This window comes from Citrobacter sp. Awk 4 (assembly GCF_028069725.1).
Taxonomy (GTDB): Bacteria; Pseudomonadota; Gammaproteobacteria; order Enterobacterales; family Enterobacteriaceae; genus Citrobacter_D.
The window spans coordinates 15,257-37,602 of sequence record NZ_JANEWG010000003.1 but is presented as its reverse complement, the minus strand read 5'-3'; the positions used below and the strand labels follow the sequence as shown (position 1 = coordinate 37,602).

General features: G+C 54.7%; 21 protein-coding genes and 1 tRNA gene. 11 read left to right on the top strand and 11 right to left on the bottom strand.

From position 1 onward, the window contains the following. Window positions 1-93: 93 nt before the first annotated feature. The 8 genes from iolG to iolB are packed head-to-tail and all read left to right on the top strand — an operon-like array spanning window position 94 to window position 9,488. Window positions 94-1,080 carry an inositol 2-dehydrogenase gene (gene iolG, locus NNO04_RS01635; protein ID WP_271443186.1) on the top strand — a complete coding sequence of 329 codons (987 nt, stop codon included), beginning with the start codon at window positions 94-96 and terminating at the stop codon, window positions 1,078-1,080. Window positions 1,081-1,121: 41 nt separating this feature from the next. Further along, a complete protein-coding gene (locus NNO04_RS01630) occupies window positions 1,122-2,054 on the top strand; it encodes a substrate-binding domain-containing protein (RefSeq protein WP_271443185.1) in 933 nt (310 codons plus the stop codon). A gap of 54 nt (window positions 2,055-2,108) precedes the next feature. Then, the gene (locus tag NNO04_RS01625) at window positions 2,109-3,656 is read left to right on the top strand and encodes a sugar ABC transporter ATP-binding protein (RefSeq protein WP_271443184.1); all 1,548 of its coding nucleotides are present in this window, start codon (window positions 2,109-2,111) and stop codon (window positions 3,654-3,656) included. Between the two features lie 11 nt (window positions 3,657-3,667). After that, window positions 3,668-4,696, top strand: a complete 1,029-nt coding sequence (locus NNO04_RS01620; protein WP_192613163.1) for an ABC transporter permease — start codon at window positions 3,668-3,670, stop codon at window positions 4,694-4,696. A gap of 10 nt (window positions 4,697-4,706) precedes the next feature. Next, window positions 4,707-5,840: a Gfo/Idh/MocA family protein gene (locus NNO04_RS01615; protein WP_271443183.1), complete on the top strand. Its 1,134-nt coding sequence runs from the start codon at window positions 4,707-4,709 to the stop codon at window positions 5,838-5,840. Window positions 5,841-5,852: 12 nt separating this feature from the next. Continuing rightward, window positions 5,853-7,757: a bifunctional 5-dehydro-2-deoxygluconokinase/5-dehydro-2-deoxyphosphogluconate aldolase gene (locus NNO04_RS01610; RefSeq protein WP_271443182.1), complete on the top strand. Its 1,905-nt coding sequence runs from the start codon at window positions 5,853-5,855 to the stop codon at window positions 7,755-7,757. A gap of 15 nt (window positions 7,758-7,772) precedes the next feature. Next, entirely contained in the window at window positions 7,773-8,663 is an 891-nt protein-coding gene (iolE, locus tag NNO04_RS01605; protein WP_271443181.1) for a myo-inosose-2 dehydratase, read from the top strand. A gap of 9 nt (window positions 8,664-8,672) precedes the next feature. Beyond that, window positions 8,673-9,488 carry a 5-deoxy-glucuronate isomerase gene (iolB, locus tag NNO04_RS01600; RefSeq protein WP_271443180.1) on the top strand — a complete coding sequence of 272 codons (816 nt, stop codon included), beginning with the start codon at window positions 8,673-8,675 and terminating at the stop codon, window positions 9,486-9,488. A 134-nt stretch (window positions 9,489-9,622) separates the two neighbouring features. On the opposite strand, the gene NNO04_RS01595 is transcribed toward iolB, so the two are convergent. Next, window positions 9,623-9,979: a lipoprotein gene (locus NNO04_RS01595; protein ID WP_271443179.1), complete on the bottom strand. Its 357-nt coding sequence runs from the start codon at window positions 9,977-9,979 to the stop codon at window positions 9,623-9,625. A gap of 181 nt (window positions 9,980-10,160) precedes the next feature. Between NNO04_RS01595 and NNO04_RS01590 the strand changes: the two genes are divergently transcribed. Continuing rightward, window positions 10,161-10,517: a DUF1294 domain-containing protein gene (locus NNO04_RS01590; RefSeq protein ID WP_271443178.1), complete on the top strand. Its 357-nt coding sequence runs from the start codon at window positions 10,161-10,163 to the stop codon at window positions 10,515-10,517. A gap of 36 nt (window positions 10,518-10,553) precedes the next feature. Here the strand turns inward: NNO04_RS01590 and NNO04_RS01585 are convergent, their stop codons facing one another. From NNO04_RS01585 to NNO04_RS01575, 3 genes are all read right to left on the bottom strand, one after another. After that, window positions 10,554-11,252, bottom strand: coding sequence for an RluA family pseudouridine synthase (locus tag NNO04_RS01585; RefSeq protein WP_271443177.1), 699 nt, complete (start codon window positions 11,250-11,252; stop codon window positions 10,554-10,556). Between the two features lie 87 nt (window positions 11,253-11,339). Next, window positions 11,340-11,726 carry a DUF7079 family protein gene (locus NNO04_RS01580; RefSeq protein ID WP_271443281.1) on the bottom strand — a complete coding sequence of 129 codons (387 nt, stop codon included), beginning with the start codon at window positions 11,724-11,726 and terminating at the stop codon, window positions 11,340-11,342. A 289-nt stretch (window positions 11,727-12,015) separates the two neighbouring features. Further along, a complete protein-coding gene (locus NNO04_RS01575; protein ID WP_271443176.1) occupies window positions 12,016-12,522 on the bottom strand; it encodes a hypothetical protein in 507 nt (168 codons plus the stop codon). A gap of 694 nt (window positions 12,523-13,216) precedes the next feature. Between NNO04_RS01575 and NNO04_RS01570 the strand changes: the two genes are divergently transcribed. Beyond that, a tRNA-OTHER gene (locus tag NNO04_RS01570) sits at window positions 13,217-13,293 on the top strand. Window positions 13,294-13,724: 431 nt separating this feature from the next. On the opposite strand, the gene nhaC is transcribed toward NNO04_RS01570, so the two are convergent. The 3 genes from nhaC to NNO04_RS01555 form a co-directional block, all read right to left on the bottom strand. Continuing rightward, complete coding sequence (gene nhaC, locus NNO04_RS01565; protein WP_271443175.1) at window positions 13,725-15,164, bottom strand: Na+/H+ antiporter NhaC; 1,440 nt, start codon at window positions 15,162-15,164, stop codon at window positions 13,725-13,727. Beyond that, window positions 15,161-16,387 carry a trans-sulfuration enzyme family protein gene (locus tag NNO04_RS01560; protein ID WP_271443174.1) on the bottom strand — a complete coding sequence of 409 codons (1,227 nt, stop codon included), beginning with the start codon at window positions 16,385-16,387 and terminating at the stop codon, window positions 15,161-15,163. Before NNO04_RS01560 ends, nhaC begins: the two co-directional genes overlap by 4 nt. A 116-nt stretch (window positions 16,388-16,503) precedes the next feature. Continuing rightward, window positions 16,504-16,644 carry a hypothetical protein gene (locus tag NNO04_RS01555; RefSeq protein ID WP_271443173.1) on the bottom strand — a complete coding sequence of 47 codons (141 nt, stop codon included), beginning with the start codon at window positions 16,642-16,644 and terminating at the stop codon, window positions 16,504-16,506. A 238-nt stretch (window positions 16,645-16,882) separates the two neighbouring features. Here NNO04_RS01555 and NNO04_RS01550 point away from each other — a divergent pair, with 238 nt between their 5' ends. Next, window positions 16,883-17,152: a helix-turn-helix domain-containing protein gene (locus NNO04_RS01550; RefSeq protein ID WP_271443172.1), complete on the top strand. Its 270-nt coding sequence runs from the start codon at window positions 16,883-16,885 to the stop codon at window positions 17,150-17,152. A gap of 226 nt (window positions 17,153-17,378) precedes the next feature. On the opposite strand, the gene NNO04_RS01545 is transcribed toward NNO04_RS01550, so the two are convergent. The 4 genes from NNO04_RS01545 to NNO04_RS01530 form a co-directional block, all read right to left on the bottom strand. Further along, entirely contained in the window at window positions 17,379-19,061 is a 1,683-nt protein-coding gene (locus NNO04_RS01545) for a DUF1302 domain-containing protein (RefSeq protein WP_271443171.1), read from the bottom strand. Window positions 19,062-19,394: 333 nt separating this feature from the next. Further along, window positions 19,395-19,688, bottom strand: a complete 294-nt coding sequence (locus NNO04_RS22845; RefSeq protein WP_442870721.1) for a hypothetical protein — start codon at window positions 19,686-19,688, stop codon at window positions 19,395-19,397. Between the two features lie 483 nt (window positions 19,689-20,171). Next, complete coding sequence (locus tag NNO04_RS01535; RefSeq protein WP_271443170.1) at window positions 20,172-21,062, bottom strand: siderophore-interacting protein; 891 nt, start codon at window positions 21,060-21,062, stop codon at window positions 20,172-20,174. Between the two features lie 15 nt (window positions 21,063-21,077). Next, window positions 21,078-22,289 carry an MFS transporter gene (locus NNO04_RS01530; RefSeq protein ID WP_271443169.1) on the bottom strand — a complete coding sequence of 404 codons (1,212 nt, stop codon included), beginning with the start codon at window positions 22,287-22,289 and terminating at the stop codon, window positions 21,078-21,080. Window positions 22,290-22,346 lie beyond the last annotated feature (57 nt).

The following is a 22,346-nucleotide window of genomic DNA, read 5'->3' as shown; positions in this document are numbered from 1 at the left end:
AAAAAACATAATTTTCACTATTCTTGAAAATGAAATAAATGTTTTATTCATGGGGTCGTTAGTTCACAGCATTCACCAACACCGGGAGCCGTTATGTTTAACATTGCTTTACTGGGAGCTGGCCGAATCGGCCAGGTACATGCCGCTAACATCGCAACCCACAAAGAGACCACCCTCTGGTCAGTCGTTGATCCGAATGAAGCATTTGCTACTCGCCTGGCCACACAATATCAGGCGCGTGTGCAAAGCATCGATGAGGCGATGGCCGATCCCAATGTCCACGCTGTCCTGATTGCGTCTGCCACCGATACCCACGCCGATTTAATCGAATTGGCTGCGCGTCACGGCAAAGCCATCTTCTGTGAAAAACCAGTCCACCTTGACCTTGCCCGTGTGCGCGACTGTCTGAAGGTGGTGAGAGAGTACAACGTACCGTTGTTCATCGGTTTCAATCGCCGCTTTGACCCGCAGTTTCGCCGGGTGAAAACCGACGCGCAGGACGGGCGTATCGGCAAGCCGGAATCTCTGCTGATCATTTCCCGCGATCCGTCACCGCCGCCTGCTGAATACGTCCGTGTTTCCGGCGGGATGTTCCGCGATATGACGATCCATGATTTTGATATGGCGCGTTTCGTAATGGGTGAAGAGCCGGTTTCGGTCTACGCCCAGGGCAGCAACCTGGTCGATCCGGCTATTGGCGAGGCGGGCGATATCGACACCGCGTTCATCGTCCTGAAGTATGCCTCCGGCGCGATGGCAACCATCGTCAACAGCCGCCGCTCCTCCTACGGCTACGACCAGCGTCTGGAACTGCACGGTTCTGAAGGGTTGCTGACCGCTGGCAACATCCTCGAAAACCAGGTGCAGCACTTTGGACAGAACGGTTGCGTCAGCGCGCTGCCGGAGCATTTCTTCCTGCAGCGTTACACCGCCGCGTATGCCGCCGAGTGGGAACATTTTGTTGCCGTTCTGCGTGGCGAAACGGTGCCTGAGTGCAGCGGCGATGACGGCGAACGCGCGCTGTACCTGGCCGATAAAGCGCTGGAATCGTTGCACAGCCAACGTGAAGTCTTCCTCTGATTTACCTGATAACAACACACCCTACACAGAGAGACATAACAATGAAAAAGCTGATTCTAGCCGCCCTCATCGCAGTAGCATCCGGGACGGCAATGGCAGAAAACGAACAGATTGTCTTTAGTACCCCAAACCTGGCGATGCCGTTTGAAGTTCATATGCAGCGTACTGCAGTAAAAGCGGCAAAAGAGATGGGCGTCAATCTACAGGTGCTGGATGGCCAGGGAAGTTCGCCAAAACAGGTCGCTGACCTCGAAAACGCCATTACCCGTGGCGCGCAAGGGTTCATCGTCTCCCCGAATGACGTCAACGCCGTTTCCAGCGCCGTGGATGAAATTCAGGATGCAAAACTGCCGATCGTCACCCTCGATCGCTCGGTAGATAGCCAGAAAAAAGTCCCTCACTTCGGTGCCAACAACTACAAAGGCGGCGAGGCGTTGGGTGATTTTGTGAAAAGCAAATTCCCCAACGGGGCGGACATCATTCTGCTGACGGGCCAGCCAGGCTCCTCCTCCAATATCGAACGTACGAAAGGCATTCGCGACAGTCTGAAGGCGGGCGGTGAGAAGTACCGCATCGTGGCCGATCAGACAGGTAACTGGATGCGTTCTGAAGGGATGCGCATTGTCGAAAGCGTACTGCCTTCGCTGCCGAAGCGCCCGCAAGTGATCCTCTCTGCCAACGACGACATGGCGCTGGGGGCGATTGAAGCATTGCAGGCACAGGGCGTGAAACCTGGCGAGATTCTGGTCACCGGCTTTGACGCGGTGCCGGAAGCGCTGGAAAGGGTACGTGATGGCTGGATGGCGGTGACGGCGGATCAGCGTCCAGGATTCGCGGTACAGACGGCGATGAGCCAGCTGGTGGCAAGCGTGCGTGAGAAAAAAGCCATCACCGGCGCGGATTATCCGCCGACGTTGATCACCAAAGAGAACCTGCAACAGGCTGAGCGTATCGGCGAAGCCGGCGGTAACTGATTTACTCCGGGCCGTCGCTGATGCGTCGGCCCGCAATAAAGAAGGAGCAGACTGATGTCGCAACCTTTACTGAATGTTACCGAGCTGACGAAGAGTTTTTCTGGCGTCTGGGCGCTGAGTAACGCGCAACTGGCGGTGGGGCGGGGTGAAATTCATGCGCTGCTCGGTGAGAACGGCGCGGGCAAATCCACGCTGCTCAAAGCACTGGCAGGGGCACAACCACAAACGAGTGGTGAAATCTGGTTTAACGGTGAAACACTGTCGGTGGAGGATTCTCCGGTAGAGCGGCAAAACAAGGGCATTATTACGATTTATCAGGAGTTTAACCTGCTGCCCAACATGACCGTCGCTGAAAATATGTTTCTCGGGCGCGAACCGCGCAAACACAATTTGATCGTCAATGAGAAAGCGGTGAACCAGGAAGCGCAGGTCATTCTGGACTACCTGCAGCTCAATATCGCCCCCTCTACGGCGGTCGCTCGCCTGAGCGTGGCGCAGCAGCAGATGGTGGAGATCGCCCGCGCGCTGACGCTGAATGCAAAGCTTATCATTATGGACGAACCCTCCGCGGCGTTAAGCGACAGCGAAGTGGAAAGCCTGCACCGCGTGGTGCGGGAACTCAAAGGACGAGGGGTGAGCATTATTTATGTTACCCATCGTCTGCACGAAGTGTTTCAGCTCTGCGATCGCTTCACGGTGTTCCAGGATGGCCGCTTTACCGGTACCGGAGCGGTGGCGGAAACCAACGTTGAGCAACTGATCCGCCTGATGGTGGGGCGTGACGTGGCGTTTAATCGTCGTCCGGCCAGTGAAACGCATCATCAGGACAAACCGATTCGGCTGGCCATCAAGGGGTTATGCCGTGAAAAGCCGCCGCTGGACCCGCACGGTATTGCGCTGCATGACATCAGTTTTCACGTGCATTCTGGTGAAGTGTTAGGGATTGCCGGACTGGTCGGCGCCGGGCGCACCGAAGTGGCGCGTTGTCTCTTTGGCGCAGATGCATTCACCTCGGGTTCGTTCGAGCTTGACGGTGAAGTGTACCAGCCACGTGATCCGATGTACGCCCTGGATAAAGGGATTGCGCTGGTGCCGGAAGATCGCAAAAAAGAGGGCGCGGTTCTCGGGCTGTCTATCCGCGACAACCTGTCGCTTTCCAGCCTCTCTTCGCTGCTGAGCTGGCGCTTTTTCGTCAACACCCGCAAAGAGGATGCGTTGATCGAATCCTACCGTCTGGCATTGCAGATAAAGATGGTGAATAGCGAGCAAGAGGTGCGCAAGCTTTCCGGCGGCAACCAGCAAAAAGTGATCCTGGCGCGCTGCATGGCGCTCAATCCCCGCGTGTTGATCGTTGATGAACCGACGCGCGGCATCGATGTTGGCACCAAATCAGAAGTGCATCAGGTGCTGTTTGATATGGCTAAACAAGGTGTGGCGGTGATTGTGATCTCTTCCGATCTGCCCGAGGTAATGGCGGTTTCTGACCGGATCATCACCCTGAGCGAAGGCCGGGTAACCGGTGAAATCCACGGCGACGACGCGACCGAAGAGCGGCTCATGATGATGATGGCCATCAACCACAACGCCCTGAACGCGGCATAACGGAGTTTCTCATGACGCAGATGATTACCAAACCGCAAACCCCAACCAAAGGTGCCGGGCGCATCGATGCGATCGCGTTTTTCGAGCGTTTCGGGGTGCTGATTTTCATGTTCTTGCTGCTGATTTTCTTCCAGACGCAAAACAGTAACTTTCTCTCAGAACGCAATATTTTCAACATCCTGACTGAAGTGTCTATCTACGGAATCATGGCCGTCGGCATGACCTTCGTGATCCTGACGGCCGGTATTGATCTCTCCGTGGGATCGATTCTGGCAGTCTGCGCCATGACAGCCGCCTGGGTCATTAAAGGCGACAACTTCACCACGGTCGATCCCAACGCCTGGGGCGGCATGAGCTGGCTGATTGGCCTCGGCATCTGTCTGGCTATGGGCACCGTGATTGGCTTTCTGCATGGTCTCGGCGTCACCCGCCTGCGCCTGCCACCGTTTATTGTCACCCTCGGCGGGATGACGATCTGGCGTGGCCTGACGCTGGTGATTAACGACGGTGCGCCAATCGCCGGGTTTGACCCAGGCTATCGCTGGTGGGGACGCGGTGAACTGCTCGGCATCTCCATACCGATCTGGATCTTTGCGCTGGTGGCGGTCGGCGGTTATCTGGCGCTGCATAAAACACGCTGGGGACGTTTCGTCTACGCCATCGGCGGCAATCCGGAAGCGGCGCGCCTGGCGGGGGTGAATGTTAAACGGGTCCTGGTGAGCGTGTACGTGCTGATTGGCTGTCTGGCAGGACTGGCGGGCTTCGTGCTTAGCGCCCGTTTAGGCAGTGCGGAAGCCGTGGCGGGGATCACTTTTGAGCTGCGCGTTATCGCGTCGGTGGTGATCGGCGGCACCTCGCTGATGGGCGGTTACGGACGTATCGGCGGCACCATTATCGGCTCGATCATTATGGGCATTCTGATTAATGGTCTGGTGCTGATGAACGTCTCCGCCTACTACCAACAGATTATTACCGGGCTGATTATCGTGCTGGCGGTTGCCTTTGACACTTATGCCAAGAGCCGTCGCGGCGCACTGTGAGGGATTAACAATGAAACAAGTACGAATTGGATTAATTGGTACGGGGTATATCGGCAAAGCGCACGCCATTGCCTATGCCCAGGCGTCGACGGTGTTCAACCTGCGCGGTCAACTGGTGCGCGAAATGGTAGCGGAAGTGACGCCAGAACTGGCGGCAGAGCGGGCGCAGGCGTTTGGTTTCCGGCGCTCGACCGGGGACTGGCGTGCGCTGGTGGCCGACCCGGATATTGATGTAGTGGATATCTGCTCACCCAACCATCTGCATAAAGAGATGGCGCTGGAAGCCATCCGCCACGGCAAGCACGTCTATTCGGAAAAGCCGCTGGCGCTGAACGCCCGTGACGCCCACGAAATGGTGGAGGCCGCAAAATTGGCCGGCGTGAAAACGCTGGTGGGGTTCAACTATATGAAGAACCCGACAGCGGCGCTGGCGAAGGAGATCATCGCACGCGGAGAAATTGGCGACGTTATCCATTTTTACGGTACCCACAACGAAGACTACATGGCGGACCCGCTGGCCCCCATTCACTGGCACTGCTTTAAGGAAACGGCGGGGCTGGGGGCGCTGGGCGATCTGGCGGCGCATATCGTCAATATGGCGCACTTCCTGGTGGGGGATATCCGCGAGGTGTGCGGCGACCTGAAGATCGTGGTGCCGGAGCGCCCGGCGCATACCGGTTCATCGCAAATGGTCACGGTGGAGAACGAAGATCAGGCGCATGCGATGGTGCGGTTTGCCAGCGGCGCGCAGGGCGTGATTGAAACCTCCCGCGTTGCCTGTGGACGCAAGATGGGACTGTCGTACGTGATAACCGGCACCAAAGGGGCGATCAGTTTTACCCAGGAGCGAATGGCGGAGTTGAAACTGTATCTGCATGACGATCCGGTCAATCGCCAGGGATTCCGTACGCTGCTGGTGGGGCCTTCACATCCGGACTACGCCGCGTTTTGTATGGGGGCGGGTCATGGCATCGGCTTTAACGATCAAAAGACGGTGGAGGTCCGCGATCTGGTCGATGGGATAGCCGCCGATGTGCCGATGTGGCCGGACTTTGAAGAGGGCTGGAAAGTGTCGCGCGTGTTGGATGCCATTGCACTTTCGCATCAGGAAGGCCGCTGGCTGAATGTGAACGATATTGTCTGACGAGGTATCAACGTGGAAAAGCAGTTTGATGTGATATGCATGGGCCGAGTGGCGGTTGATCTCTACAGTCAGCAAATTGGTGCCCGGCTGGAGGATGTTTCAAGTTTTGCCAAATACCTCGGCGGTTCCTCAGGGAACGTAGCTTATGGCACTGCGCGTCAGGGGCTACGCTCTTCGATGCTGGCGCGGGTGGGCGATGAGCACATGGGGCGCTTTCTGCGCGAAGAACTCAACGAGGTCGGCTGCGATACCAGCCATCTGATCACCGATAAAGAGCGTCTGACCGCGCTGGTGTTACTCGGCATTAAAGACCGGGACACCTTTCCTCTGATTTTTTATCGCGATAATTGCGCGGACATGGCGATTACCGCCAGCGATGTTGATGAGCAGTACATTGCCTCATCCCGTTGCCTTGCCATCACCGGGACGCATCTTTCTCATCCGCATACCCGTGAAGCGGTACTGACGGCGCTGAACTACGCACGTTGTCACGGGGTGCGTACGGTGCTGGATATCGACTATCGCCCGGTTTTGTGGGGACTGACCGCACTGGGCGACGGTGAAACGCGCTTTATCGCCGCAGAACAGGTGACCCGCGAACTGCAGGCGGTGCTCCATTTGTTCGACGTGATTGTCGGTACTGAAGAGGAGTTTCATATTGCGGGCGGCAGCACCGACACGCTACAGGCATTAGCGCAGGTGCGGGAAGTAAGCGCGGCAACGCTGGTTTGTAAGCGCGGAGCGCTGGGTTGCTCGGTTTATACCGATGCCATTCCGCCTTCGCTTGACGATGGCCTGACGGTTACCGGCGTGCGTGTGGACGTGCTGAACGTGCTGGGCGCGGGCGATGCGTTTATGTCCGGGTTGCTGCGTGGGTATCTCAATGACGAAGGGTGGGAGCAGGCCTGCCGTTACGCCAACGCCTGCGGTGCGCTGGTGGTTTCGCGCCACGGCTGTGCGCCAGCCATGCCGAGCAAAATCGAACTGGATGATTACCTCTCACGCGCAGAACAAGTACCGCGCCCGGATCTTGATCCGCGCCTTAACCATCTGCACCGCGTCACCACTCGCCGCCGTGAGTGGCCGGAACTGTGTGTGATGGCCTTCGATCATCGTAGCCAGCTTGAAGAGATGGCGATGCAGTGCGGCGCGTCCTTAAAGCGTATTCCGACACTGAAGACGTTGATTCTGCAAGCCAGCCGCGAGGCGGCGAACAGCGCAGGGCTGGAAGGTAAAGCGGGGCTGCTGTGTGACGGCACGTTCGGGCAGGACGCACTGAATGCCATCACTGGTGAAGGCTGGTGGATTGGTCGCCCGATTGAATTGCCAGGCTCAAGACCGCTGGAGATGGAACACGGCAATATTGGCACTCAGCTCATCAGCTGGCCGCAAGAACACGTGGTGAAGTGCCTGGTCTTTTTCCATCCGGAAGATGCGCACGGGCTGCGTCTGGAGCAGGAGCAGAAAATCGCCGAGGTGTATCACGCCTGCTGCCAGTCCGGGCATGAATTGCTGCTGGAAGTGATCCTGCCGGTGGGGATGCCGCGTAGCGACGAGTTGTATCTGCGCGCCATTTCCCGCTTCTACAATCTCGGCATTTATCCCGACTGGTGGAAGTTGCCACCGCTCTCCGCTGAAGGCTGGACAGCGCTCGGCGAAATTATTGAACGACGCGATCCGCACTGTCGCGGCGTGGTGATCCTCGGACTGGACGCCCCCGCAGAACAACTGCGGGCGGACTTTAAAGCCGCCGTTGGGCAGCCGCTGGTAAAAGGGTTCGCTGTCGGGCGGACGCTGTTTGGCGAAGCCTCCCGCGCGTGGTTGAAACATGACATTGACGATGCGCAGCTGGTGGCGCGCATTCGGGATAACTACCTGCAGCTGATCGCCTGGTGGCGTGAGCGCGGGCAGGCATAACCTAAGGAGAATACGATGGCTGTGCAATTAGGTATTAACCCACTGACATGGACCAATGATGATTTACCTTCACTGGGTGCGGAAACGCCGCTTGAGACGTGCCTGAGCGAAGGGAAAGAGGCTGGGTTCGAAGGCTTTGAGCTGGGTAACAAATTCCCGCGTGAAGCCGGGGTGTTGGGGCCGATTCTCAACCAACACGATCTGAAACTGGTGTCTGGCTGGTATTCCGGTCGCCTGCTGGAGCGGAGCGTTGAAGAGGAGATCGCCGCCGTTCAGCCGCACCTGACGCTACTGCGTGAACTGGGCGCAAAGGTGATGGTTTTCGCTGAGGTGAGCAGTTGTATTCATGGCGAACAGCAGACGCCGGTGCATCTGCGTCCGCGCTTCCCACAGGATCGTTGGGCGGAGTATGGCGAGAAGCTGACCGAGTTCGCCCGCTATACCCAACAGCAGGGAGTGCAGATTGCCTACCATCACCATATGGGAACGGTGATTGAGTCGGCGGAAGATGTGGACAATCTGATGACCCACACTGGCGATGAAGTCGGCCTGTTACTGGATACAGGGCACCTGACGTTTGCAGGCGAAAACCCGCTGGCGGTCGCGCAGCGTTGGGCGGCGCGTATCAACCATGTCCACTGCAAAGACGTGCGCGCCGACGTTTTGGCGGATGTGAAAAACCGCAAAACCAGCTTCCTGGATGCGGTGCTGAGCGGCGTCTTCACGGTACCGGGCGACGGCAGTGTCGACTATGCGCCGATTATGCAACTGCTAAAACAGCACAACTACCAGGGATGGCTGGTGGTAGAGGCAGAACAGGACCCGGCGGTTGCGCATCCGCTGACCTACGCACGGCTGGGATATAACAATCTGAGTCGTCTGGCGCGGGATGCCGGGCTGCTCTGAGGAGGCGAAATGTCACGTTTACTATCGCGCTGGCAAACACCGGACGCGCAGGGGCGAACGCAGTCAGTCACCCCTGAACGGGCGGGCTGGGGGTACGTCGGTTTCGAAGCCTTTGAACTGGAGGCGGGACAGGAACTGAACCTGCCCGCTGTGGCTGAGGAGCGCTGCCTGGTACTGGTGGCTGGACGCGCCAGCATCGGTACGCCAACCGCACTGTTTTCCGATATCGGCGAGCGGATGAGTCCCTTTGAGCGCATCAAGCCCTGGGCGGTTTATGTTAAGCCAGGGGAGACAGTGCGGGTACAAGCGCTGACGAAACTGGAGCTGGCCGTCTGCGCCGCACCGGGTCAGGGCAACTGGCCGACGCGACTGATTGCTCCGCAGGATATCGACGCGCAGGAGCGCGGCAAAGGGAATAACCAGCGTTATGTCCATAATATCCTGCCGGAAGATAAGTTTGCGGACAGCCTGCTGGTGGTGGAGGTGTGGACTAACGAAGGGTGTACCAGTTCATACCCGAGCCATAAGCACGATACGGATAATCCGCCGCAGGAAACGTACCTTGAGGAGACCTATTACCATCGGCTCAATCCGGAACAGGGATTTTGCATGCAGCGGGTTTATACCGACGATCGGTCGCTCGATGAATGTATGGCAGTCTACAACCGCGATGTGGTGATGGTGCCAAAAGGCTACCATCCGGTCGCCACTATGGCGGGGTATGACAGCTATTACCTGAACGTGATGGCCGGTCCGGTGCGCAAATGGTGCTTTACCTGGGAAGATGACCACGCGTGGATTAACAACACGTATCCCGTCCGCTAAACGGGGGAGTGGCGGCAGTGATTAGGGGCACTGCCGCCCGTTTTTGTTTACCCTTGTCTGGAGCGTCAACAACGACCATCACTTGCCCGGTTTGTGGGCGTGAGTCATCCTCGTACGTAGGCTGGGTTAATCTATTAGCTGGCGTTTTCGCAACCGGGTAAACTGCGGTCAATAATCAGATTACCCTCGACGCGTAAGCCGATTTTGCCGAACAGAAATGCGTGATTTAATTGAGTGACGACCACATCGGTTAAACCAACAGCGCACTTGTCTTTCTCAATAGCGCGATCTGCTGCTGTTTTAACGTTCGGGATCCCTGTCGGGAATATGATAACCGGATAGCTATCTTCCGCAGTTACCCGCTTCCCTTTGTAGAAATGCCCACCGTTCAGGTTGTAATTCTTGGTGCTTGCGACAGTGAGATCCGCAACGCGCACCGTACAGCCTGACAATAAAAGCGCTCCCAGCGCTATCGCGATGATTTTTTTCATGTTTTGCTTCCATTGGTTATATCCGGCGGCATTTTATCATGGGGATCCCCCTCATCAACCGGTTGATTGCTGTTGCCAGGGTGATTAGGCGTATTCTGATGAAGGGAGATTAACGGGTGAAATGTGGTTCATTCCTGGATTATGCTTCGTAGCGGATTTATGGATACTGAAGACCATCAAGATGAGAATTAATCAACTTTGTTATAGCGTACTGGCACTCTCGTTGATCGCCAGCTATTACGTTTTTCATTCGTTCTGGGCGTGGTTATTGCTGGTTAATACAATAACTTTTCTGATCTATGGCGCAGATAAATATGCTGCTCGTAGCGGCTGGCAACGTGTGCCGGAAAAAACGCTTCTGATCTTTGGCCTTGTCGGTGGGTGGCCTGGTGGTGTGATCGCACAGCAGTTGTTCCGGCATAAAACCCAGAAACAACCGTTCAAAACCTGGTTTATGGTGAGTGTTATTGCGAATTTAGTCGTGTTGTTAGGTCTGGTATATCAACGCGAATTTCTTGAACAAATAACAACACTGTAAGACGGGCACCTATTTCGCGCTCAGAGATATCCGCGGTCAGAACGGGCTGGCATGGTGAGCTGTGATCTTTTCCTGATTAATGGGATGAACAAAATGCAACTCACTGGCATGCAGCATCAATCGTGGCGTCTGCCCGGTGCCTGGCAACAGGCGTCCACCATACAGGTCGCAGCCCAAAATAGGGTGACCCAATTGCTGGCAGTGGATGCGCAGTTGATGGGTACGCCCGGTCTCCGGGGTTAGCTCTACCCGCGTCACTGGCAGTAACGTCTGATCTTCCTGTTCGTGATTTAAGCGCTCAATAACCCGATAGCGGGAGCGGGCGGGCTTGCCGTGGATTGCGCAAATCGACATCAGCGGGAACAGCGCGGGGTCTTTGGCAATCGCCGCGTCGATGACACCTTCATTGTCGGCCAGATGTCCGCATAGCAGTGCGCTGTACACTTTGGTTACTGTACGCTGACTAAACTGTTGGCAGAGTGCGGCATTGATCGCCTTATTGCGGGCAATCACCATCAGGCCGGACGTGCCGAAATCAAGGCGGTGGACGAGGGTGCAACCGGGGAATATTTGTACCAGCCGATGATGTACCGAATCGATATTTTGCGGATTTTTCCCCGAGAGACTGAGCAATCCTGTGGGTTTATTGATAAGGACCAGGTGTTCGTCCTGATAGAGTATTTCTATCTTGTCATGGCACAGCGGGGCAATAAAGGTATCGAAAATCGTAGACATCAGGCTGCCCGGATGGAGAGTGAAGGCGGATAATAACGAATTTTCAGCCGACAGGCGAATCTTCAGTTTGCTGGAATATCGGTTTTTTTATGTGTGTTTATCCAGCTCAGCAGTGAGCTTTATGATTTCATCCTGAATGTATTTTCGCCGCTGTTTACGTAAAAAGTGGGAAGGAATAACCCTCTCAATAATGGTCGGTTTTCTGCTGACATAACGTAAGACGAGCTCTTTGACATCGTCCTCTGACCAGCAATCGATAACAGGAGTGGGGTTATATAGGAGGTTTGTCTGCAAGGCAGGAGCGACTTCCTCATCCAGAATAGTAAAGATCTTTTCCCGACTTAGCCCGGACTCCTTCAGCACCTGCGCCATCCATCGGTAGTCATAGTCCTGGAGATCACGCCAGGTGAAAAGTTCCGATAACGCATACCAGACAGGGGCGCGCTTAATCAGTTCGGCTTCGCTAAGTTGCATAGAGAGTTTTCCCATCCTGTTCCGGGACTTGTTGCCTGCGACTCACTGTAGTTTGTTGTGAAACATTTAAAAAAAAACAGTTAGTTAGGTTTACCTTCTCGCGTCGTCAGTCTGTCGAACGGCGATACAAGGCAGTTTACTGTATCACCGTGTTGTTATGTATGCTTTAAACCGTGCGATATAAGGCCTGGACGAAATAAAAACCCGCCTCCGGGCGGGTTGTTACTGCAATATATCAGGCGTGCGCAGCCGCATATCGATAGCTCAGGGAGAATAACCAGAGTTCGAATTACAGTTCGATTTTGCAGGCCTTAATGAATTTATTTACAGATTTTTTGGCAAACGAGACGGAACCAGAACCTGATGAGAGCTGATTCCCTTTGCTATCCATAACGCCAATTAAAAAGTCCTGTCTGGAGTTTTGAGCCTGTACCTGCCGCAGAAGCGTCATAATTTTATCTTTCTCAGTGCTGGTAAGAGCGATAGACTCCGGGCTTCTTCTTATCAATGTCGTATTCAATGCGACAGGCTGATTTTCATCAATTTTGATGAGAGTCTGATAACTCCCTTTTCCTGTAACAACCGTGTTTCTATCTGCTTCAACCTGACTGATAGCTAACTTTCCTTCAGAGCAATCAAATACAACCGACTGATTTTCATTCGATATTTCTCCGATGAGTTCAGCTTTTTTGCCAGAAGAGAATATATCGTTCTCGACAACCGTTTTCCATGATGCCTGTGCAACGGGTAAGTATGTAATTGAAAATAAACTTATCAGCACTATCTTTTTTAACATTTAAGACGCCTTTTTTTGGTTGTCTGGCGGTTCGTGTAACATGTTTCCGCAATAGAGTAGAGAGTATTTCGGGTATTGAGATCTGAATACCGTGGCCATTTTAATCAATATATTGAACATTATTTTGCTTTTAAGTGGCTTACCGAAGCGGTTACTACCCAACACCGTTAGACCAACGATAAACACCGGGTTATAACGCGGTTGGTTATGACAACGCCTGGTATCTGTGGGGCGGTTTGAGTGTGTGGTACGACGTCAGGATCTGTTAATCATTAAACCAGCATCCATTGACCAACTCCATGTTGATGGGGTGCGCTATCGCCACTTTTTAAATATTAAAAATTAAAAGGTATTATTTTGTGTATTATTGGATCTGAATGTGTAAATTAAATTCATGACGAATGGGTTTAAATTTTAAAAAATTACAGGATGGAACGTTTTTTCAGATTATTCGTGTGAATTAAGGCTTGATAATTCAGGATGGAAGGGTTGACAGCACGCATCGCTAATAAGTCCGGCTGCGGAGTGATTATTATCCGCCCGACCTGATTGGTCGTTCTCTTTCAGGTAACGGGCAAGCAAAATAGTGGTATAGCATCATTATTTCGTTTTTGCGGGCTTCTTTATCCTTAAGTTGCCTGGCGTATTTGATTTAGAGTACCTGACCACGGATTTGCGGCAGGGAAATGTTATACCGCCACTAGCTCAGTGGGTCAGAGCCGGTAACAGATAAGTTGCTGGTGCGGGGTTCGAGGCCCCGGTGGCGGACCAACATCTATTGCAACCCGAAATCTGCAGTTCATCACTGAGCATTTTAGCTTCCATTGTTCAATAATGTGTTTAGATTCTTCCATTCAGGTTTGCTTTGAATCACGTTGGTCATCTGTTTAATCGAAACAATAAACGAAAAAAAGGCTTTTAACTCACAAGCCTTGTTTTTTATAAAGGATGGGCAATTTATTATTGCCCATTAATTTGACTGGATTATTGCCTCTTGCTTCTTTGGTCTCCGTGTCAGGAGAAATTGTGCTCGCTGCATCTCTCCTGGTACAGTATTGCGTACTGGGTGCGGTTGAAAATGAATATCTCAATCTGCTCACCAGAATCTCCGGGGAGATTCTGGAAATAGCCGTCGTACCTTAAGCGCTCTCTTATCGAGAAGGCTGCGGACATGGCGATATTCTCCTGTTAGCCGAAGCAGATTACGCTGAAGCGCTTACATACCGAGTGCCAAAACCCGTCCAGCGGGGAATGATGGCAAAGATAATGGCTATCACCAGGCATGACAGGTTAAACAACACATACGGCGCGTAATCCAACGTCGCTACACCGAGGGTTTTCGCCATAAACATCCCGGATATCGTCCACGGAAATAGCCCTTCCAGCAGCGTGGCCCCGGACTCCATGGCGCGTGACATATTGACCATATGGAGATTTTTCTCCTTGTAGCAGGGGTCATACATACTTTTGACGATAAAGAAGCTGATCACCGCGTTGCCGGTACAGGCCACCAGTAGCGAACTGGTACAGATGGTGGCCAGGACCGTTCGTGTGACAGTGTTGAGCTTCTTTACCAGCTTTCTGAGAATGACGGCCAGTGCGCCTGAGACGTCCAGCGCCGAAGCGAACATAAATGCGCACAGCATCACCACAATCGGGCCGGTCATCGAGTACATTCCGCCCCGGTTCAGCAGCACATTAATATTCCTTGCTGTAGCCTCATCCAGCGTGATCGCCTGTAATCCGGGCAACATATCCGATTTAAAGCCGTTGATGGCCGCGCTAATAATGTCAGTGAGCGTGATGTCCTGAAACAACACCGCCAGCACGATGCTGGACAGGGCCGAGGCAACCAGCACAATCACCGAGTCCCATTTTTTGATGGCTCCGACAAAGACCAGCAGCGCCGGGCTGAGCAGCAGCGGATTCAGCCAGAACAACTGCGACAGCGCCGATTTCATCACGGCGATCGCCGCCATTTGTGCGCCAGTGCCGCCGTGGAGATGGCTGCCCAGGGCATAAAACCCGCAGCAGGCGATGACAAAGGCGGGCAGGGCGGTATAGAGCATATTGCGGATACTCTGGTACAGATCAGCCCCGGCGGCAATGGCGGCCATATTGGTGGTGTCGGAAAGCGGCGAGAGCTTGTCGCCAAAATAGGCCCCCGATATCACAGCTCCGGCGGTAACCGGCAGCGACACGTCCATCGCCGAAGCGACGGCCATTAGCGCCACGCCGATGGTGCCCGCCGTTCCCCATGAAGTGCCGGTAAACGTGGAAATACAGACGGTGACCAGAAACGCGGTCAGATACAGGTACGCCGGATTGATGGCGGCCAGCCCGTAATACACCATCAGTGGAATGGTGCCGGAGACCATCCAGCAACCAATCAGCATTCCGATGGACAACAAGATCAGGATAGCAGGCACCGCATCCTTGATTTTTCCGACCAGCGATTTCATGACGTCTGCCCAGCTTCCACCGTAGTAACCAGCGTAGAAACAGGTGACGATAGTGATGCAGATTAACGTGAATTCGACCGGGTAATTCAGCAGGCCGATACCGGTGGCAAAGATAAAAAATATCACTGCCAACAGGCCGAGCGCGGAACCGAATGACGGCTCTTTAATGGCATCCATCATTCCTCTCCTTTAGACATGTTCGCGATGGCGGCGAACGCCGCGTCCAGGTCGGCAATCAGCAGTGCCGGGCTTTCCTGGCCGATGGACAGACGAATCAGGCCGGAGGCGATGTTGTCGGCAGCGAGCGCCGACGCGTTGTAGCCCCGGTTGGGGGAAATAATCAGACTTTCGTACCCGCCCCAGCTACAGCCGACTTTAAACACCTGGCAGGCGTCGATAAACTGCTTCACCGTTTCGAAATTCCCGCCGCGGATCTCAAAAGAGAAGAGACCGGAGAAGCCGTACATCTGCCGCCGGATAATGACCTGCTGCTCCGGCGTTGCCATGCTGGGATGGCGGATATTCTCCACTTCCGGGCGGTTTTTCAGGTACTCAATCACCTGCTGCGTATTTTCCTGATGGCGCGACATCCGTACTGGCAGAGTGCGTAGCCCGCGTAACAGCAACCAGGCGGCGAAGGGCGACAGTACCGCGCCCAGCAACTGATGGGAGAAGTCACGGATCGCGGTCATTCGTTGGCGAGAGGTAATCACCGCCCCGGCGATTAAATCGCTGTGACCACCGAGATACTTGGTACAGGAGTGAATAACGATATCGAAGCCGAGCGTCAACGGCTTCTGGAACAGCGGCGTGGCCCAGGTGTTATCGATAACGGTGGTGATGTTATGCGCTCTGGCAAGTGTAGCGATGGCCGTCAGGTCGACAATGTTCATCGTCATGGTGCCGGGCGATTCGGTGTAAATCATCCGGGTGTCGGGGGTAATTTTACTGGCAATGCTCTCCAGCGTGCCATCCAGCACAATATCGTATTTCACGCCGAATTTTTCTGCCATCTGCCGGACTAACGCCTGGGTCGGGCCGTAGACGTTGTTGACCAGAATGATGTGATCATGGCAATTGAGGTTTGCCATCAACACCGCGCTGATGGCGCCCATTCCCGAAGCAAAGCAGCGGCAGGTTTCGCCGCGTTCGAGCTTTGCCAGCTTATCCTCCACCATTTGTACCGTCGGATTTAATCCGCGCGAGTAAATATAGCGCTCGGCTTCATGCTGCATATCGTCGCAGTAGGCCTGGTAGTTTTTCTGCACAAACAAACTGGTCTGGATAATGGGCGCGCTGACGGCACCAAAGTAGCGCTCATGCGGTTCATCCAACCCGGAACAGGCCAGATTATCGTCAGTAGCAAAATCATCGTTTCTGAGAAGCATTTTACTGATTTCCATCGTTAATTCCCTTATGTGTGACGGATGGCAAGCCGGACGACGCGAAAGAGTGCTCGCAAGCGTCGTTGAGCCTGTTAATTTTTGGGGCGTTATAAATAGGTGAAGCGCTTAAACCGTTATTGGCCTTTGCGCGCGGGATGCGGCGGCCCGGTTTTTACGGTGAGGATGAAATGCATAAGAGATGCGGCAGGGACGATTTTCAGCAGATGCTCTCCTGCTGCCATTGGGGAGACGGGGATATGTAATTCACCAGGCATAAACAACTCTCCATGTCGGGTATTGCGGTAATGTGTTCGATCACTCACGACGCGGGGCGTCATGCCCCGGAGTTACGATGTCGCTTTTGCCCATCATGATGCGGTTTTTAAATCTTAAAAACTGTTACTGAGTTCATATAAATTCAAGTATCCATTGAATTAGCATGGTTAAACTTGAAGAACGACCTGACCGGGAGAGCGATAATTCTGGTTTCTAAACAGAGGCTGGGTCAACGCCGTGCTGGGTAAACGATTAAAGATCGCCAGAATTAATGCAGGTCTGAAGCAGGCAGAACTCGGCGTGCGTGCTGGGCTGGATGAAGAATCGGCAAGTGCTCGTATAAGTTCATATGAGAACGAAGTACATGCGCCTGATTTTCGGCTGGTGCGTAAAATTGCGGTGGTGCTCGATGTGCCAGAGGCCTATTTTTATGCGGTGGAGGATGGGCTGGCTGAGGTGATTTTACAGTACCATCGGCATCGGAAGATGTACCGCGCAGTGGAGTAGGTGATGGTAGGGGAATTGATGAGCATCGACGGGTTCACCCTGAGTCGATTTTATGGCTGCAAACATGGATTGCGACGCTGGAAACCGAATGGCCACGCTCAACAACCTGTTTTACCGCTCATCGGCACCTCTTTTTTAAGTCATCTTAAATGACTCTGAGGTGTCTGTTAAACCTGTGGCGATTCAGTTCGGGAGGCAATACGTCAGCTTGGGTCAAGTCTGTCGTTTAGAACTTGATCCTGGAGGTTAGCCACAGGGTCTCACGATCACTAAGTAAGCTCGTCAGGCCAGCATACGAGGAGATCGTCCCGCCCGGTGTCGTCTCAAATGGGCCGAAGAAATCGGTGTATTTCAATTCAATCTGATACCTGGACTGCACCATCGCGCTAAGACCAATAGAATAATTGCCCGTGTGTGCATTGCCCCCTAGTGGGACGGCAGATTCGCCTTTGAGGCCGACTGCATATGTCAATGGCATTGACAGGTCAATCCCAGGGTACACCTGGTCCCAGGTTGGCATAAAGTTCAGGTTCAAACCAAAGAAATCACGCGTAGACTTATCGATGCCGGTGTACGCAGGATTACCACGATATTGCGCATATCCCTCGGTCACCGATAGTACGCGGTCCCAGGCCAGTTCGGCCACTACCGTAGCGCTATCGAAGAAAGGCGTTTTTCCGATTCCACTCACCCCGTTCAACACGGTATGAAAGGTGTTGCCAATCGCCCCACCGGTTTGACCATCCTGTGGCATCGCGCCGATGAAACCAGGCGTGCCTGCTTTAACTGGCGACACCGTGAGGACTTGCTGGCTATTCAGAGGCATGTTTCGGCGGTAGCTCAAATCCAGACCGATTTTCACTCCGGCAATGTCTTTGGACAGGCTAAAGCCGTAGATGTCGATATCGCCCGCATAGGTAATGGCGTATTGATTGGTTTTCTGGTTGAACACTACCGTATCCGGCAACTGATCTGCGGTGCGGCGGAAGAACAGCCCCATCGTACCTCCGAGCCAATCAGGGCTCCACTTCACATTCAAACCAAAGTCTCCGACCTTATTTGGTGTCACATCATCGCCATGCGTAGCGAGCTTACCGTTGGGCAGATATACTGTTTCACCGCCGTCTAACGCAAGGTCATACATGCCCATGTACGAACCGGACTCAGGAAAGCGTGCGTGCTGCCAGTCAAGGAAATATTCTGCGCCGAACGACCAGGTGGGGGAGACCACGTAATCAGCAGTCACCTGGTTACGTGGGAGAAGTATTTCAGTACGCTCGCTGAGTGGTGAACCAAACATCATTCCGAGATCAATCGGAAACTGGCCGTAGTTGATACCATGCAGCGGAGCAAACAAGCTATTCCCCCATGACTGCAGGCTTTTACCCACACTGAGAGTGAGTTTCTGCTGGCCGAACTCGAAAGTACGATAGGCGTAAGCTTCCAGCAACTGACCAGATGGGCCTTCCGCAAAGCGTTTAGTGTACGGGCTGAGAGCGCCGGCAGTCGGCTTACCGTCCACCAAAGTGTTCGGAGTATTATTATTACTCTCCAGATTGCTGTAGGCCGGGTCGTACCAGGCCGAACCGCTGACGCGAAACCCCATCTTCTTTTGGTAATCCAACTGGAGTTCGCTTAATAGATTAAGGCGCTCGGTAACCATAGCACCCTTGCCGAAGTTTAGATCTCCATCGTTGCTGTTGGGGGAATGCGTGATAGCCTGATCTTGCTCGCCTATTCGATAACCCAAATTGAGCCTTACGGTGTTGTTCCAGTGGACGTTCAGATCCGGGTTGTCGATATTGAAGTCGAATGCCAGTGCAGACATCGAGAACAGAGCCGTCGCCACGGCGATGGTCACTTCAGGCAGATGCTTCTTGCAGTGCAAAGTGTCGTTTTTCTCTTGCATGGTTTTTCTCCTGCCTGGATGTAGCTAATCGCATTTGAAATCCCGCAAAATCGCATTTACCCTGTCCGAATTGCATTCCATTGCTCTGGAGTCACAATAACGGCATGCCCATCACAAGCATTCTGTCTCGCAACTCTGCAATTTTGGCGATTGGTAATTGACATTCTCCCCGGCCTAAAAAAGCCCACCCCAGCGAAACCTCACTCTGATTCCCGCCCCCGTATACTCCCGTCGCCAGGCAGCCAGCGACATGCCGTACTGGTTGATGAACCAGCGGCATTGTTGCAAGTTTTACAATGAGGTAGAGCTATGTGTTATTGAAGGCCTTATATTTCAAAGACTCTGCTTACCAGACATCTCTTCCAGGGGATTACCATAAGAAAACGGCGAGGTCTGGCCTCTGCACAGTGCATGCATCACCTCAATACCTTTGATTGTGCTGTAGCAGCCGCTGGCCGACTTTTTCAACGGGCTCACCACCTGAGTGATGGGGACATGCTGCTCAGGGTGCTCCAGCATGGGTAGGCTCAGACCCACCCGGGTGAGCGGTTGCTGGGGATTCAGGCCGAGGTGGCGGGCCTTCTCCAGGTAGTTGGTCAGGGCCGCAATACGAACCATTGGGGTCATGCCGATCGCCTTCTTGTTTTTGTGGCTGAGTCGCACCGGGGGTCCTGTCACGAAATGACAGCTGCCGAACCTCATCAGAGCGAGTTTGGTTTGTTCGATGACGATAGATATTATCGGAAGATTCAGTAAAGCGCGTTCGCGCTTTTATATGTCACCCAGAGGCGTTGGATGCCACCAAGAGGCTCTAGCCCGCGTGGTGCGCGGGATCTGGCTGCGGAACCGCATGTCGGATGACGTTTGCACTGTCATCAGTTGAAAAGTTTTTGACGTTCAATGTGTAGTGTAAATTGACCCTGGCCCAGGGTCAGAAAGACGAAGATCTCTGATTTAGCACTGCACTGATTCTGGGCCAGGGTCAATCTGGCCGGGATCTCAAAAAGTGAGTGGAGCTAAAACGGGTCTATTTTTCAGTCAGCAGGCAAACTGCTTCAGAACGTTAATTTGTCCTGATGTTTGCCTGCCGTATCCCTGCACAGCGTGCACTCAGCGATCCCGTCCTTTTGCCCAGTACGCCATAAAGTTAATCGCCTCGTGCGCCACGCCGCGTTCGCCCACCAGATGGCGTCGCAGCAGCTTCACCACCGTGGACTCCGCCGCCACCCAGCCATAAAACGCGGCGCTATTGCTGGTCGCTTTATCCCACAGCAGTTCACCATCCCCTTCTTCCTGCACCTGAACGTGATGCGCGCTTTCCGGCACGCGGGCAGTGCGTTTCACCGCGTCAATCAGGCACTCGCCGTGGTTTGCGCCATGAGGATTGCGCGGCAGCCAGGTAATCTGCGCAAAGGAGAATGTGCTTAAATCAACGCAGTCGTCCGCTTCCGGCACTTCGAAAAACGCCTGTACGCGCGGCGGGTTCGCCTGCGTTGCCAGACGTTCAAGGATCCCGCGCGCGGCGGGCAGCGCCGTTTCATCAGCAACAATCAGCGCATTGCGTAACCCCGGCGGCGGCGTCCATTCATAGCCGCCGCTGTCCGCCTCATGGGCGGCGTTCGGCGCGACAATTTGAATCGCGTCGCCCGGCGCGGCGTTGATTGCCCACGCCGACGCGGGCCCCTCCACGCCGTGGCGGACAAACTCAACGGTCACTTCCTGGCTCGCCGGGTCGACGTGGCGCAGCGTGTAGGTGCGAACCACCGGTCGCCTGGCTTTTTCCATGCTCTGCACCGCCTGATACCACTGCGCGTCTTCCGACAGCGACGGAGGCGTGCCGTCTTCGGATGGAAACAGCATTTTGATTCGCTGATCGGGCGAATCCGATTTCATCTGCGCCACCTCCGGCCCGCTGAACACCAGGCTTAGCAGAGACGGTGAGATTTCGGTTTTACGCGCCAGCTGCACGTTGAAGAGGCGATAACCCTGAACTCCAGCCATAACTTTTCCTTACCCTTAGATTGCGGAAGACGGTGAATGGCGGCGGCTGCGCCAGATAAAGCCAGACACCCCGGTGAAGAGAGCGGCGGCGACAAAAGCCGTGACCAGCAGCGCCACGCTGCTGCCGGTTTGCGAGACCAGCGGCACGAGCATGGCGCAAAGCCCGTAGCCCAGCGTGTGGCTGGTGGCGACCCAGCCTGCACCCGCGCCGTCGGCAAGCTTGTCGTTTAGCAGAAGCTGATAGGCGGGCGTCGCCAGCGCAGCCCCGAAGGAGAGCAGCGCGCAGCCGGGATAAAACAGCCACAGCGGCACGGCTATCATCAACGCCAGACCGCATAGCATGAGCGTTCCGGCGCTTAACAGCAGCGCCATCGGCGTCAGGCGCTGGGGGCGCAGCACGGCAAACTGGGCGATCAGCGATGCCACCGCCGCCACGCTGAGCAGCCACGCCACCTGATGGCTAATCGCGGCGGTATCCGTGGCGAACTGGCGGGCGAGGGCGGGAGAGAGGCCAAGCTGCATCAGGCTGACGGTCGCCGACAGCAGCAGCGCGCAGAGGAGATACGGCAGGCAGGCAGGTGCGAGGCGCACGCTTTTGCGATCGGCTGCAGGCTGCGGCGGCGTGCCCGGTAAACGCAGCAGCATAATCAGCGCCAGCAGCGGCGCGACCATCAACAGCGCCATCGGCGCAAGCGGATGCAGCGTCAGCATCGCCGCGGCGCACAGCGGCCCGAACAGCCGACCGCAGCTTAATCCCGAACTGATGGTCGCCAGCGCCGCCATTCGTTTCCCTTCCCCCGCGCGCTGTAAGGCCCAGACCTGACAGGCCGGAACCATCGCCGACACGGTAAGCCCGTAAATAATCCGCGCGATAATTAACAACCCGATGCCCGCCCCCGGAGGAATGACGTGAGTCGCCAGCAGCGCGCTGCCCAGGCCAAGCAGAACAAAGCTCGCGCCGTATCCCCCCAGCGCCCAGAGCACCACCGGTTTGCTGCCCCGGCGCGCAATCTGTTTCCCCCACCACGGTGACGACGGCAGAAACAGCATTGATCCAAGCGTCAACAGTGCCGCCCAAATCGACAGGCTGAGGTTTGTCTGAATTACCAGAACCGGGATCGCTACCAGCAGGCCATTCTGCCCTACGCCAAGCAGCCCTGCGCTGAACGCCAGCGGCCAACAGGACAAGGATTTTTGCGGCGCGTCCGCTGTCTCAAGAGAAGTCATGATGTTGCAAATCCATGTATATATTGTGTTTATTTGTAAAAATATTTATATGGATTC

Excerpts from the sequence above, each read along its gene's own strand:
- iolG (WP_271443186.1), top strand. The coding sequence starts at position 94 with ATGTTTAACATTGCTTTACTGGGAGCTGGCCGAATCGGCCAGGTACAT.
- NNO04_RS01630 (WP_271443185.1), top strand. The coding sequence starts at position 1,122 with ATGAAAAAGCTGATTCTAGCCGCCCTCATCGCAGTAGCATCCGGGACG.
- NNO04_RS01625 (WP_271443184.1), top strand. The coding sequence starts at position 2,109 with ATGTCGCAACCTTTACTGAATGTTACCGAGCTGACGAAGAGTTTTTCT.
- NNO04_RS01620 (WP_192613163.1), top strand. The coding sequence starts at position 3,668 with ATGACGCAGATGATTACCAAACCGCAAACCCCAACCAAAGGTGCCGGG.
- NNO04_RS01615 (WP_271443183.1), top strand. The coding sequence starts at position 4,707 with ATGAAACAAGTACGAATTGGATTAATTGGTACGGGGTATATCGGCAAA.
- iolE (WP_271443181.1), top strand. The coding sequence starts at position 7,773 with ATGGCTGTGCAATTAGGTATTAACCCACTGACATGGACCAATGATGAT.
- iolB (WP_271443180.1), top strand. The coding sequence starts at position 8,673 with ATGTCACGTTTACTATCGCGCTGGCAAACACCGGACGCGCAGGGGCGA.
- NNO04_RS01595 (WP_271443179.1), bottom strand. The coding sequence starts at position 9,979 with ATGAAAAAAATCATCGCGATAGCGCTGGGAGCGCTTTTATTGTCAGGC.
- NNO04_RS01590 (WP_271443178.1), top strand. The coding sequence starts at position 10,161 with ATGAGAATTAATCAACTTTGTTATAGCGTACTGGCACTCTCGTTGATC.
- NNO04_RS01585 (WP_271443177.1), bottom strand. The coding sequence starts at position 11,252 with ATGTCTACGATTTTCGATACCTTTATTGCCCCGCTGTGCCATGACAAG.
- NNO04_RS01580 (WP_271443281.1), bottom strand. The coding sequence starts at position 11,726 with ATGCAACTTAGCGAAGCCGAACTGATTAAGCGCGCCCCTGTCTGGTAT.
- NNO04_RS01575 (WP_271443176.1), bottom strand. The coding sequence starts at position 12,522 with ATGTTAAAAAAGATAGTGCTGATAAGTTTATTTTCAATTACATACTTA.
- nhaC (WP_271443175.1), bottom strand. The coding sequence starts at position 15,164 with ATGATGGATGCCATTAAAGAGCCGTCATTCGGTTCCGCGCTCGGCCTG.
- NNO04_RS01560 (WP_271443174.1), bottom strand. The coding sequence starts at position 16,387 with ATGGAAATCAGTAAAATGCTTCTCAGAAACGATGATTTTGCTACTGAC.
- NNO04_RS01555 (WP_271443173.1), bottom strand. The coding sequence starts at position 16,644 with ATGCCTGGTGAATTACATATCCCCGTCTCCCCAATGGCAGCAGGAGAG.
- NNO04_RS01545 (WP_271443171.1), bottom strand. The coding sequence starts at position 19,061 with ATGCAAGAGAAAAACGACACTTTGCACTGCAAGAAGCATCTGCCTGAA.
- NNO04_RS22845 (WP_442870721.1), bottom strand. The coding sequence starts at position 19,688 with ATGACCCCAATGGTTCGTATTGCGGCCCTGACCAACTACCTGGAGAAG.
- NNO04_RS01535 (WP_271443170.1), bottom strand. The coding sequence starts at position 21,062 with ATGGCTGGAGTTCAGGGTTATCGCCTCTTCAACGTGCAGCTGGCGCGT.
- NNO04_RS01530 (WP_271443169.1), bottom strand. The coding sequence starts at position 22,289 with ATGACTTCTCTTGAGACAGCGGACGCGCCGCAAAAATCCTTGTCCTGT.